The organism is Streptomyces sp. NRRL F-4489 (assembly GCF_001509485.1).
In the GTDB taxonomy this organism is placed as follows: Bacteria; Actinomycetota; Actinomycetes; order Streptomycetales; family Streptomycetaceae; genus Streptomyces.
This window is the reverse complement of sequence record NZ_LLZI01000112.1, coordinates 116,381-129,220: the sequence shown is the minus strand read 5'-3', so window position 1 is coordinate 129,220 and position 12,840 is coordinate 116,381. Positions and strand designations below refer to the sequence as shown.

7 protein-coding genes are annotated in these 12,840 nt (G+C 74.6%); 3 read left to right on the top strand and 4 right to left on the bottom strand.

What is annotated here, in order from left to right:
- Positions 1-5 precede the first annotated feature (5 nt).
- Both ADL22_RS11165 and ADL22_RS11160 read right to left on the bottom strand, forming a co-directional pair.
- Positions 6-1,082 (bottom strand): UbiA family prenyltransferase, encoded by a 1,077-nt coding sequence (locus ADL22_RS11165; RefSeq protein WP_079064025.1) that lies wholly within the window; start codon positions 1,080-1,082, stop codon positions 6-8.
- Entirely contained in the window at positions 1,079-1,282 is a 204-nt protein-coding gene (locus ADL22_RS11160; protein ID WP_066976436.1) for a hypothetical protein, read from the bottom strand. Before ADL22_RS11160 ends, ADL22_RS11165 begins: the two co-directional genes overlap by 4 nt.
- A 216-nt stretch (positions 1,283-1,498) precedes the next feature.
- On the opposite strand from ADL22_RS11160, the gene ADL22_RS11155 reads away from it, so the two are divergent.
- From ADL22_RS11155 to ADL22_RS11145, 3 genes are all read left to right on the top strand, one after another.
- Positions 1,499-2,617 carry an ABC transporter substrate-binding protein gene (locus tag ADL22_RS11155; RefSeq protein WP_066976433.1) on the top strand — a complete coding sequence of 373 codons (1,119 nt, stop codon included), beginning with the start codon at positions 1,499-1,501 and terminating at the stop codon, positions 2,615-2,617.
- A gap of 263 nt (positions 2,618-2,880) precedes the next feature.
- Entirely contained in the window at positions 2,881-3,789 is a 909-nt protein-coding gene (locus tag ADL22_RS11150) for a hypothetical protein (RefSeq protein ID WP_234430648.1), read from the top strand.
- A gap of 227 nt (positions 3,790-4,016) precedes the next feature.
- A complete protein-coding gene (locus tag ADL22_RS11145; protein ID WP_066976427.1) occupies positions 4,017-4,457 on the top strand; it encodes a hypothetical protein in 441 nt (146 codons plus the stop codon).
- A 560-nt stretch (positions 4,458-5,017) separates the two neighbouring features.
- On the opposite strand, the gene ADL22_RS11140 is transcribed toward ADL22_RS11145, so the two are convergent.
- Together ADL22_RS11140 and ADL22_RS35705 are read right to left on the bottom strand one after the other, a co-directional pair.
- On the bottom strand, positions 5,018-9,667 hold the full coding sequence (locus ADL22_RS11140; RefSeq protein ID WP_066976424.1) for a peptidoglycan-binding protein: 4,650 nt from the start codon (positions 9,665-9,667) through the stop codon (positions 5,018-5,020).
- On the bottom strand, positions 9,657-12,827 hold the full coding sequence (locus ADL22_RS35705) for a hypothetical protein (protein WP_066976421.1): 3,171 nt from the start codon (positions 12,825-12,827) through the stop codon (positions 9,657-9,659). The genes ADL22_RS11140 and ADL22_RS35705 overlap by 11 nt, the downstream gene beginning before the upstream one ends.
- Positions 12,828-12,840: the final 13 nt, after the last annotated feature.

The window sequence follows — 12,840 nt, the reverse complement described above, 5'->3', positions numbered from 1 at the left end:
CCGGCTCAGGCCGCCGCCGTTTCCCGCTCGTCCTGCCGGTAGCGTGCCGGTACGTAGCGGCGGCGGCCGCCGGGGCCGTACCGCACCATCGTCCAGGTCTGCCCGAGCGTCAGCACCACCAGGGCGGCGAGTACGGCGGTCTGGCCCCACGCGGACCAGTGCAGCGGCCCCATGGAGAGCTGGGCCAGCGTGACGGTCATCACCCCGCGCCCGACGATGGCGGCGGCGCAGATCAGCAACTCCTCGCGGTGCGGGTGCGTCTCGTGCGCGATACGCCGCAACAGCCAGAGTACGACGGCCAGTTGAGCGGCGATCGTCGTGACGAAGGCGGGTGCCGGGCCGCCGGGCGCGCCCGCGACCAGCAGCGCCGAACCCAGCGTCCAGCACACCGCGCTCAGCCGGCAGGTCGGTACGCGGCCGTGCCGGACCAGGAACGTCCGCTTGCCGAACAGCGCGTCACCGCGCACATCGCGGAAGTCCTTGAGCAGGATCCGGCCGATGAACCCGACGTAGAGCCCGGCCAGCAGCAACAGCTCCCGCGCCCCCGGCCGGCCGCCGGCACCGGCCCAGGCACCCGCCTCCGCCCCCGCGGCCAGCCGGCCCACCAGGAACGGCACCGCCACATAGCAGGCCGGCAGCGTCAGCGAGGCCAGGACGCCGCGATCGGCGATCCGCACCGGCCGCAGGGAGTACGCCGCGCTGATCGCCAGCCCGACCGCGGTCACTGCCGCGGCCCACGGGGACACCAGCAGCCCGCCCGCGAGCGCCACCACCGCGCACACCACCGCGACGACGCGCATGCCGTTGGGCCCGATGCCACCGCTGACCAACGGGCGGCGCCGGTCGCCCGGCAGGTTGATCCGGTCGATCCGTTCGTCCGCCACGTCATTGCAGGCCACCGAGAACATCAGGAACGCGATGACCGGCACCAACGCCTGACCGGTCGTCAGCAGCGGCGGCGCGCCGGCGGTGTGCGCCGGGCTCCCGCTGGTCACGCCCAGCGCGGTGTAGATGGCCAGCAGGGCCAGCACGGGAGGTCGGACCACCATCAACAGCGCCCGTACGCGCATCGCCACCGTCATTTCGTGCTCGCCCAGTTGTTCAGCCCCACAACCAAGAAGACGGCGAATCCCACCGCGAGGAGTCCGCAGAGCGCCAGCACCACGGCGAGCACGATGCCGAATATCGCCCAGCCCGAGCGCCGCGCCCGGCCTTCGCTTCCGGGCGGTGGGTGTTCGGACATGATTTCCTCCAGCTCGCAGGGGTTGCCCTGCCAGATCATGACGGGGCCGGTGCGCGGAGCGCCTGAGTACGGGTACTCAGGAGTGCGGGTGCTCAGGCAGGCGTCCTCAGGCACGCGTGACCAGGCAGGAGGGGTGCCGGAGCCGGCCGTACGCGGCTCGGCTACTCTCGGCGCCGCCGACGTTCATCCAGCGAGTCGGCCCTGGTCACGGCCCCGCCCACGCCAACCGCATCGCCACTCGGGAGACGACTACGCATGCCTACGCCACCCACACCAGCAGGAGCGGAACGGGAGCGGACTGACGGGTCCGCCCTCCGGATCGGCGCGCTCGTCCCGCTGACCCGGCCCGGCTGGGTCGAGGCCGGCCGGCATCTGCTCGCCGGACTGGAACTGGCGGTCCGCGAGGCCAACGACGCCGGCGGCATCCTCGGCAGACCGCTTGAGCTGCTGGTCCGGGACACCGCGGCCGATCCGGGGCAGGCCGCGGCGGCGGTGGACGACCTGGCCCGCCTGGGCGCGGCCGCCGTGGTGGGGGAGTACCACAGCGTCGTCGCCCGCGCCGCCGCTGCCCGGGCCGACGCGCTCGGCCTGCCGTTCCTCTGCTCGTCGGCGGTGCTCGACGCGCTCACCGAGCAGCCGACGGAGTGGGTCGCGCGCCTGGCCCCCGCGCAGTCCCACGGCTGGCGGATCTACGGGGACTTCCTCCTCGGCGCAGGCCACCGCCGTATCGCCGTGGCGGCCGCGCAGAGCGTCTACTGGGCGTCCGGCACCCGCGTTCTGCGGGACCACCTCGCGCCGCGCGGCGGCACCGTCCTCGCACTCGACCCGGACGCGCTCACGCCCGCGGCCGTGTGCGACGCGCTGGCCGAGAACCGCGCGACGGCCCTCCTGCTCCTGGTCGGCCTCCCGGAGCCGGCCGTGCCGATCGTCCGGGCCGTCCGCCGCGATCCGCGCCTCGCCGGGGTCATGATGGGCGCCCCGGCCGGGCAGCCGGAGTTCGCGGAGTGGGCGGAGCTGCTGGGCGGCGACGGCGCCGCGATCCCGTTCCTGCGCTATCTGCCCGAGTGCCTGGGCCCCCTCGGCGCGCGCGTGGGGGCGGCCCTGCGCGAACGGCTGGGCCAGGCACCGTCGTTCGTCGCCTTCGAGGGCTACGACACGGTCACCGTGCTCGCCGAGGTGCTGCGCGCGCACGGCGCGGAACGGGCGCGCATCGCCGGAGCCTGGCCGCACATCGCGGTCGAGGGGACCCGCGGCCCGATCCGCTTCTCCCGCGTACCGGGCATCGGCGTCCGGCAGTGGGCCTGGGCGCCGGTCCAGGTCGTCGACCGGGACCCGGCGGACCCCGCTCGCTTCCGCGTGCTGCACACCGGCTGAGCCGGCCCGGCGGAGGTGCCTGGGACGGCTGCCTGCGGAGGACATCCCGCGGAAGCGAAGGTTCCTGGGAAGGCTGCCTGGAACATCTGGACGGGGGCGGTGGCCGTTGACGTAGTCTCCGTACGTAGTGTCTCGGAGTACGGGCGGTGATGTCCGCGGTACACCGTCGCCTTTAGGATGCCCCAATTCCGTCCGTCCCCTCACCGGAAGGCCACCGCGGAATGCCCGTCTTCAGACGCCGCAAAGGCAACCGTCCCCGTTTGGTGCCCGAACTCGACGATGCCGCGCTGGGACGGGTCCGGCGGCGCGTGGAGACGTGCTGGGACCGCGGGGCGCTCGATACGGCTGTCATGGCCCTGCTGAAGGACACCATCGACGAGGCCGGGGAGGACTGGGACCGCAAGGCCCACCGCCTGCGGGTGCTCGCGGCGGCCGCGGGGCGCGGACTCCCGGGCATCTGGCGGCGCCACAACCCGGACGACCCGGCCGCCCTGCTGCTGCACGCCTGGTCGGATCTGCTGCAGGCCGGCCGCCAGGGGCCCGACATCGACCTGGACGCCACCCGGGAGACCTGCCGGCGGGCCGCCGAGCTGCTGCCCGCCGACCCCACCCCGTGGACCCTCTACCTGGCGCTGCTCCGCCTGGAGCGGCGGCCGGCCGGTGAACTCTCCGCGATCTGGCGGGAGATCAAGGCCCGCGACCCCTGGAACCGCGAGGCCCATCTCCAGGCACTGGGCTACCTCTCCCCGGACGAGTGCGGCTCCAGCAGCCAGGTGCTGGACCTGCTCGACAGCGTCCGCACCGCCATGCCGCCCAACGCCCCGGCGGCCGGCCTGGAACTGACCGCCCTCGTCCGCAGCCACCAGCGCGCGATGACTCCCGGCGGTGTGACGGCCCTGGGGGCGGGCGAGTTCTGGCGCCGCCCGGACGCGGTGGCCGTCCTCGACCACGCGGCGCACTACTGGACGAGCCCCGGTTTCCTCCACCACGCCCAGGCACTCGCCGATCTCAACGTGCTCGCCTACGCGCTGCTCAAGGCCGGCCGGCCCGGCGACGCGGCGAACGCGCTGCGGGCCACCGGCGGGGTGGCGGCGCCGTGGCCGTGGAGCGCGGAGGGCGAGCCGCTGGAGCGGTTCTCGCACCACTTCGCCCGGGCGACGGCGGCCGGGTGAGCGCGTGGCTCCGGGTGGGTGCGTGACCGGGTGGGTGCGTGGCTTCGGGCGGGTGCGTGACCGGGTGAGCGGGTAGCTCCCGGTGATGCCGTGCGCGCGAGGGCAGTTAAGGGCGTATATGCGATGCGTAGCCGGAACGAGTGGAATCGTGCGCTGTTTCCGGTGTCTCCTGAATGCCCGGTTCTTCTCCGGGGAATCCCCAGCGGGAAGAGCGTTGGGAGACCCGCATGCGCCAGTCCGCCAGCCCGGGCCGCTCGGCCGCGACCGGCGGCCGCCGCACGGTGCTGTTCCTGGTGCTGCTGGCCCTGCTGTTCACGGCGCTGACCACCGCCGTCTCCGACGCGGCGCCGGCCGCGGCCGGGATCTGCGCGGTACGCGCCGAGGAGCCGGAGCGCACCGGCGCCGCGGACCGCGCCTGTGAGGCCCCGGCGCACGTACTGACACCTTCCGGCGAGGACCCGCGCCATCCGGGCAGCGGCTTCCGGCGGCTGTGCCACGCCACGGCCTGCCATCTGCGTCCGCACGCCCCAACGGGGCCGAGCGGCAAGGCCGTCCGGGAATCGGGCGGGCCGGAGTCCCTGGCCGCGCCGGGGCAGGCCGCCCCCTGGGCCGTACTGCCCACCGCCTCCGCCGGATCCCTGACCCGGGTGACCGTGCTGCGCTGCTGAGCGGACCCGGCCGCGTTCCCGACTTTCCTGTCATCCCGTCCTGCCGTTGTCCTGTTTGCCTGCCGTCCTGGCGGCAGCGGGGCCGGCGGGCGGGCGCGGCCTGCCGCCGTCAGCGTCCACGCACTCTCACCGCAGGAGTTCCGGTATGCCCGCCGACATCTTCGCGGCCCTTGGCGCGCTCGTCCGCGCCGAGGCCGTCCGCAACGTCCCCCGTTCCGTGCCCCGGCCCGCGCCTCCGGCCGTTCCCGAGGGCTCCCGGCCGGTGCCGGCCAAGGCACGGGCACAGGACCAGGCCCAGGCCGAGACGGGGCCGGGACCGGGTGCTGATCCCGGCCCGGCTTACGACCGGCGCCCGGCACCCGATCCGGTCCCCGGACCGGCTCCAGGTCCGGTCGCTGCCCGTCCCCGCCGAGGTGTGCGGAGGCTGCTGGCGTTTGTCCTCGCCGTCCTGCGCGGGCGCCGTCCAGGCCGCCTCCGGCGCGACGGGGCGGCCGGTGCCACGTCCGCGGTCAGGGCCGTGGAGGAATAGCCGGGCGGTGGGCCGGGCGGTGGGCCGGGCGTCAGCCGCCGTGGAATCCGCCGCCCCCGTGGAATCCGCCGCCACCGTGATCGCCGTGATCGCCGTGATCGCCGTGGTCCCCGGGCCCGCCGTGACCGCCGTCCTCCTGGCCGTCACCGTGACCGTCCGGGCCGCCGTCGTGCCCGTGATCCCCGTCGTGCCCGTGATCGCCGTCGTGGTCATGGCCGTCGTCCGGGCCGCCGTGGGGCGGCGGGAGCGTGACGGTGTCGCAGTAGACCACCGGGCCTGGGGTGTCGGGCGGTGTCGGGGCGTCGGGCGGGATGCCCTCGGTCTCGATGACCAGCAGGCGCAGCGGGGAACCGCGGTGTTCCGGCGGGACCGCGACCTGGCCCGTGTAGGACGGGGTCGCGGTGGACTCCGCGTCGATCGAGGTGAGTGCGGTGGTGGTGCCGTCGAGCGTCACCCAGCCGAGGTCCTCGTCGTCGATGAGGTGGTTGCGGCGCTGGAGGGCGGCGGTGATCCGCGGGGGCAGCGATTGGGCCGGGTTCCAGGAGGGGCCGGTGACGCTCACCGCCAGGGAGTCGCCGAGCACGACCCGCAGTTCGCGGTCCGGGAGGGTGCGCACCAAGTCGGCGAGGACCACCTGGGAGATCTTGGCTCCCGGGATCGCGTCCGGCTGGTAGCGCACCAGGGCGAGCCGGACGAAGGGCAGGCAGGCGGTCCCGGTGTCCAGCTCCAGATCGCAGAACCAGCGGCCGCCCGGCTCGTCCGCGTCGAACCGCGGTGTGAAACCCACGACCGTGACATCGAGCGGCCCGGAGGGCGTGGGCAGGGACAGCGTCTCGGACCGCCGCTCCGCGTTGGGGAACGTGGCCGCGGTCGGCGCGGTGACGGGCGCGGACCGGTGGAGCGGGTCGCGGCCCAGCAGCGTGACCCAGGGGTCCTGGACGGACGCCGGAGTGCCGCCCGGCGGCGCGCCGAGGACCACACCGAGCAGTTCGCCGTCCCCGGACGAGTACCAGTCCCGGCCCAGGTACACCCGGATTCCGCCGCCGCGCCGGCGGTGGACGAGGGTGCCGGGCGGTCCGGTGGCGGGCTCGAACGCGAGGGTGGGCACGCAGTACAGCACCCGTGGCACGGTGGGCGGGGCGCTGCTCGGGACCGAGTGCTCCCGCGCGGCGCCCTCGACGGTCAGCGCGTCGATGTGGCCGGGGTCGGCGAACTCCGGCGGGAAGTAGTCGGCGAAGGCGCTGCCGGCCACCGGGTGGTAGCGGACCGTACGGTGCTTGGTGTCGCCGAACTCGTGTTTCGGGGGCACGGGCGGGACCGGCGTCGCGGTGCCGGGCGCGGCCGGATTCGCCTTGGCCTTCTCCTCCGCCGCGCGGGTGCTGAAGGTCAGGCGGCCGTCGCGGAGGACGGCGGGTTCCGCGCCGGGGACTCCGGTCCGGGGCACCTGCGCGGTCAGCAGGCCGAAGACCGGGACGGTCCGCTGCTGGGTCCGGCGGCCGGTGGGCCCGGCGTCCGTGACCTCGGTCCACTCGGCGACGAGGTCGATCCGGCTGGTGGTCGCCTCGTCGAGGGTGACGGAGCCGGCGAGGTGCTCGGCCGTGGCGTTGGGGTCGCGGGGCCCGGCCGCGGGTGGCAGGTCCAACTGCGGCGGCTGGAGCGGCTGTTGGACTGCGTGGACGAGGGTGAGTTCCTGCCAGGGGGTGAACATCCAGTGCCGGCTCGCCGCCGCCAGCGCCAGCGCGTCCTGGGCGGCCTGCTCCACCGCCGCGTCCGCGGGCGCCGCCGTCCCGGGCGCGGACGGCGCGGGCGGCTCGTCCGGCTGCCGGCACCACGACGCCAGGCCCAGCAGATCCGCGTCGAAGGCGATCCTGGAACACAGCCGCACGGTCGCCACCGCGCCTTTGGGCAGCGCCACGGTCAGCACCCGGGACGCCGCGTCGAAGCGGGGCGGCCCGGTGCCTTCGGCCAGCCGCAACCGGAACGACCGGGGCTGGTGCCAGGCATCGCCGTCCCACGGGACCGGGAAGGGCTCACCGGGAGGCAGGCCCGGCAGGTCCAGCAGGACGGCTCCGGTGGACAACGGGTCGGGGAGGTACGGGAGTTGGATCTGATCGCCGGTGTGCAGGGCGATGGTCGCCGGGTTCTTGGGGTCGGCGGCCGGTGACGGGATGGGCTCCAGGCGGACGTCCGGCTGCGCGGGGTCGTTGAGCGAGCCGCTTTCCCGGATGGCCAGCCGGTAGAGCGCGTCCTGGGTGTTCTGGTCGGTGGACCCGATGGCGGCGTCCAGCAGTCCGTGCCACTCGATGCACCGCAGGGGTGCCTTCGGGGCCACCACATGGCGTTCGTCGGCGCCTTGGTAGGGGACGTGCCCGTCCTGGGTGACCAGCGGCGTGCGGTTGAACTCCGCGGCGTACTGCTCCGCCGTCCGACCGCCATCGGCCGAGTCGGCGCCGGCCCCGGCGGGGCTGCCGGCGCTGTCCGGGCCCTCGGTGCCGCAGTCCACCGTGAAGAGGCCGGTCTTCGCGCCGAGTGCGCGCAGCGTGAAGCAGCCGGGGGAGCCGTCGGCGCCGCCGCCGGAGAAGCCCTGGTCGCGCTGCTCCTCGGCGTAGGCGGCCCGGGTCCGTTCGCCGAAGTCGCCGTCCGCGCCGCCCGGCAGCGGGTGGCCGCGGGCGAGGAGCGCCTGCTGGACGATCCGGACGTCCTCGTTGGCCGCGCCGGGCTGGACGCGGGCGAGGGCGACCCGCACCGGCCCGGTGGTGCCGGGGGTCCCGGTACCGGGCGCGCCGCTCACCGGCGTACCCGTGGAAGGTGTTCCCGTGGAAGGCGTACCCGTGCCGGGCGCCCCGGGAGCCGGAGCCCGCACCGCCGGCGGCCCCGCCCCGGGGCTGCTGCGGATCACCATCCGGAACGCCGAGGCGCCCTCCCCGAAGGGCAGCCGGGGCGCCACGGCGGGTGCCGGGACGGCCTCGAAGCGCTGGAAGACCAGCGTCCCGGCAGCGGGGAGCGCCAGATCCGCCTGGGTCATCAGGGCGTCGGCGTCCTTGCCGGCGGGGCCGTTGCCGGCCAGGTCGACGGTGCGCAGCCGTACGCGGTAGCGGTGGCCGAAGCGCAGTCGGGGCAGCGAGCCGGGGTGGGCGGTGGCCGTGATCTCCAGGGGGAGGTCGGTCTTGGCGTCGTTGGTGACCGGCACCGGCATGTTGGGGGGCCGGTTGTCCTCCACCGAGCCCTCGTCGATGTCCAGCACCAGGCCCGGGCGGTGCGCGGAGTGCGACCAGCCGTCCCAGGAGGCCAGCGTCTCCGGTACGGCGAGGCTGTGGTCGGTGGAGCCGGGCGGCGGGCCGACCAGGTTGTCCTGGAAGAAGCCCTCGTCGGAGGCGGTCAGGAGCAGCGGTCCGTGGTGCGGCTGCCGGTACTCCACGTCCCGCCGGTGCAGGGACAGCCACGCCTGCTGGGTGTCGTCCCAGATGTCCATCCGGTGGCCGCGGATCACGTCCTCGGCGAACAGTTCGGGGCCCAGCCCGGGCGCGGTGCCGCCCGGGGCGGCGTCCGCGGGCCCCGGGCCCGGGTCCGGGACATGGGCACCGCGCCGGGCCAGCTCCTGGGTGAAGTCCTGGTGGTGCCCCGCGGCCTGGGCGAAGTCCGCCTTGAGCTGGTCCAGGCGCCCGTGCCGGACGAGCGAGATCCCGTGCGTCCGCACCGGCGACAGCCCCTTGGCGTCCGGCGGCAGGGACAGCAGTTTGAGCGCGGCACCGTCGATATCGACCTGCTCGACGGAGAAGTCCGTCTCCGGCAGCGCCTCCACGCCTCGGGACGGCGGGGCCAGCGGGTCGGCGGTGGTCCGGTTCCGGGACGCGGGGACGAAGGCACCGCCGTGGTCCCGGGAGAAGACGTACCGGGTGCGGGCCGGCACGTTGTGCGTGTCCGGCCCCAGCGCGGACGTCCAGGTGGGGACGACGGCCAGGAAGCCATCGCCGGTGGAGACCGGGAGCCGGTCGGCCGGCAGCAGGAAGTCCAGGACCAGCCCGAGGTGGCGGAGCAGCGCGGGATGGTCGCCGAGCAGGGTCAGCATGTGGTGGAAGTCGGGCGTGGGCACTTCCGGCGGCGGGGCGGTCTCGCCGTGGGCGAGTTTGGGCCCGCCGGCGGCGTGGTGGAAGTCGCGCAGCGCGGCCAGCGGCGCGGGCAGGCCGCCGTCTCCCGTGCCGGCCGCGGCCTCGGAGCCCGGCGGCAGGCCGCTCAGCGCGCGCAGCACCCCGCCCGTCGGGGGCGGCTTCTCGGGCGATTCCCTGGCCACCTTGGCGTACGCGGCGCGGGTGACGCCGCTGACCTCCTTGGCCGAGTACGTGCGGTGGTCCTGCTTCGCCGGGTCGTCGAAGACGTACGGCTTCACCGGCGTGTCCTTGTGGAACAGGCTCGTCCACGACGCGCTGGACGGCGCCGGGCCCTGGGGGGTGAGCGGGCCGGGGAACGGGGTGGCGCCGTCCCCGGTCAGGAAGGTGAACGTGGCGTCCTTCAGCCGGTCCGGCCAGGCGAGGAAGTCGGGGAACTGGTCCAGCGTGGTGTCGTCCGGCCGGCCCGGCGTCACCAGCCGGGGGGTGAGGAAGACCGACACCCGGGCCTGGGTGCCGTCGGCGGTCAGCCCCGCCGGCAGCGCGGTCCAGTTGAGGTGCTGTTCAGCCGCCATGGCCGACTCCTGACGGGAGCGGGGCGAACGCCGCGCAGTACGTGCGCCAGTGCTCCGGTGCGACGCACGCGGCGAAGGACGGGTCGCCCGGAGCGCCGGAGAAGCTCCGCTCCAGGGTGAGGCTGACGGACTTGCTGAAGAAGGCGATCCGCACACTGACCGTGAGGGTGCCCCGGCCGCGGATCACCGACTCGTGGCCGTGCTTCTCGTAGCCGAGCTCCAGATAGAACTCCACGGACACGGTGACGATGCCCAGCACGGACAGGAAGCCGTTGCACCGCAGGTACCCGGCGAGGGACATCGCGGCGTCGGCGTAGCTGAAGCGGATGCCGGCCATGATCGAGACCCCGCCGCTGGCCACGCCGAGGTTCAGCGCCACACTGCCGCCGAATTCCAGCGCGCCCTCGATCTCCTCCACCCCGTCGGTACCGACCTGGAGGGCGAAGTAGCCGCCGCCTCCGAGGGCGGAGACGGTGACGTCGAACGGGTGCTCCCGCTCGGAGACCGCGAAGCGGAACGAGACCGGGCGGTTGTCGAAGGGGATCGTCAGCGCGGCCGACAGAGCCACGTTGGAGAGTGTGAAGACGCCCAGTCCGATGGCGGGGAGCGCCAGGCTGTAGCCCGCCCTGATGCCGGTCGGCTGGACGTCCAGGAACGCGCCGGTGCCGAAGACATCGGCCGGCAGGGCGCTGCGGAGGGTGTTGATGAATTCCAGCTCGTTGCTGAACGTCAGCTCCACGCCGTCGGCGGTCACCTGGGGCTTGGCGCCCGCGCCGGTCGTGAAGTGCAGTTCGCGGAAATTCACCTGGGCGATCCCGGCGAAGTCCAGCGCGAAGTTCGTCAGTTTCCCGTCGACGGTGGTCCGGGCGGCGGCGTCCGGGGCCAGGACGGTACGGGCGTCCAGAACCAGGGCGGCACCGGTCACGTCGAGGAGCTCCGTCGGGTCCTTCTGGCCGTCCTTCATCGGCTGGGCCAGTGCGGGCTTCCAGACGTAGCGCAGTTCCCTGCCGCCGGGCGTGTCCCGGATGCGCAGGACGGGGGCCGGCAGCACGCCGCCCGGGGCGCCCAGGATGTCCTCGATCCGCTGGTCGTCGAGTTGCCGCAGCGTGTCGAGGTGGTCCTTGGTGAGGGCCATCAGGAACTTCTTGAGGTCGATGAAGCCGAGCAGCTTCGCCTCGCCGAACGCCTTCTGGATGTCGGCCAGGTCGGCCGCGCCGGTGACCTCGCCGGTGGCGGCGTCGGTGGCGAAGATGTCGGGAACGACTCCGGCCTGGCTGGTGAGCGTGCGGACCGCGGCGTCGGGGCGGGCCAGTCCGCCGGCCTGCTCCGCCGCGAAGGCGAGCGCGACCGGCTGCACCAGGTCCAGGTACCCGCCCGCCGGATGCTTGGCCATGCTCTGCTGGAGGTAGGTGGGATTGAACACCACCTCCTGGTCGCCGCCGTGCGGAGTGAACTGCTCCAGCGCCGGGACGCGGACCGCCGCGCCGGCCACATGCGGCAGGCCCAGCGTGCGGCCGGGCCCGCCGCCGAGCGGCCCGAAACCGAACGTCAGCGCGGTGACCGCGTGACTGGTGCTGCCGGCCGCGCCGTCCGGCGCCTCGGCCATGGCCATCACCTGGCCGCCCAGCGGGCGGCGGGTCCGCTGCTCCAGCAGGGCCGCCGCCGCGGGGTCGGGGGTGAGGCCGGCGGGCGGGCGGTAGAGGTCCCGTACCTGCCCGTCCGGGTCCTGGACGTCATCGGGGACGAACACCAGCGGCATCGTGAAGCTGACCTTCCGCCCCTCCGCGTCCGTGCCGATCAGTGAGAACTCGAAGTCCTTCCCGGAGTCGCGGAGTTGGACCCAGAACGCTTTGGGCGGCGGGCCGGGGCCGTCACCCGGCTTCGGCCGGTGCGACTGGATCGGCGGCGTCACCCGGTCGGTGATCCGCAGCGACCGGAACGGCATCTCCCGCCCCGCGTGCACAAAGCCGTCGTCCGGCGCGTACGCCACCTCCGGTTGCTTGAGGACGATGTGCTCCTCGACCTGGAGGTACGCGACGATCCCGTCGTCGGGGCGGGCGACGAACACCCGGCGGGCCTCCCACACATCGAGCGACTCGTGGCCGGGGGACAGGCGGCCGCGCGTCACCACCCGGATGTACTGGTCCCGGCCCAGGCCCGTGATGTGGTCGTACGCCGCCAGCGTCGGGAAGTGCCGGCCGGCCTGCTGGTACCGCGCCCGGTCGCCCTCCGGCGGCGCGTCCCAATTACCGTGCAGATGGGCCGAGCAGCCCATGGGCGTGACGAGCAGCTGCTCGGCGTGCAGCGGCGCGCTGGGGACGGCGAGGGGCGTACTGCCGGGCGGGAGCGGGAGTTCGGCCCGGCTGGTGAGGGTGACCAGGTCCGCGAGGACGGTGTCCTGGAGCGGACTGCGCGCGAACGGCGCCTGCCGCCCCGTGGCCGTCGCCACCGCCCTCAGCAGGATGTCGCCGTCCCGCTGGCCGCGCAGCCGCGCGTGCCACACCGCCGCGCGGTTTCCCGCGAGTTGGGGGGACCGCGCGGCCAGCCAGTGCACCGCCTCGTCGTAGGTGAGCAGCAGCTGGGCCGGGAACTCGATGACGCTGCGCGGGATGCCCTGGAAGACCGTCGTGCCCGGGTCGTCCGGGACCTGGAGGCCCTCCGGCACGCTCATCGGCACCAGCGGCTGCCACGTGAGCAGCGATTCCAACGTCAGGTCCAGACCGTCCAGGGTGGGCGGAATGGAGAACACCAGGCGGCTGGCGTCGGCGGCGAACGCGCCCATGGGGGGCAGCGTGCCCGGGACGGTGTCCAGCGGCGGGGGCACCTCCTCGCGTACGTGCTGCGGCGGCAGTCCGACGAGGATCAGCGCGGGCGCGGCCGGATCCCGCCGCACCAGGCGGCGCCCGTCGAACCGCAGGTTGACCAGCCCGATGTCGAGCAGCAGCAGATCCGCCGGCCGCACCACCCGGAACGGCCCCTCCGCGACATCGTCGTCGTGCGGGCCGTGGTCCGGTCCGTGGCCGGTGCCGTCGGGCGGCCCGTGGTCCCCGTGGTCCCCGTGATCGGGCCCGTGGTCCCCGTGGTCCCCGTGATCGGGCCCGCCCCCGAACCCGCCGCCGAACCCGCCCCCGTGCCCGCCCCCGTGATCCCCGAACCTCATGGCCAACGCCTCC

Bases quoted from the DNA above. Each gene is read 5' to 3' on its own strand.
- ADL22_RS11160 (WP_066976436.1), bottom strand. From the start codon at position 1,282: ATGATCTGGCAGGGCAACCCCTGCGAGCTGGAGGAAATCATGTCCGAA.
- ADL22_RS11155 (WP_066976433.1), top strand. From the start codon at position 1,499: ATGCCTACGCCACCCACACCAGCAGGAGCGGAACGGGAGCGGACTGAC.
- ADL22_RS11165 (WP_079064025.1), bottom strand. From the start codon at position 1,082: ATGACGGTGGCGATGCGCGTACGGGCGCTGTTGATGGTGGTCCGACCT.
- ADL22_RS11140 (WP_066976424.1), bottom strand. From the start codon at position 9,667: ATGGCGGCTGAACAGCACCTCAACTGGACCGCGCTGCCGGCGGGGCTG.
- ADL22_RS11145 (WP_066976427.1), top strand. From the start codon at position 4,017: ATGCGCCAGTCCGCCAGCCCGGGCCGCTCGGCCGCGACCGGCGGCCGC.
- ADL22_RS35705 (WP_066976421.1), bottom strand. From the start codon at position 12,827: ATGAGGTTCGGGGATCACGGGGGCGGGCACGGGGGCGGGTTCGGCGGC.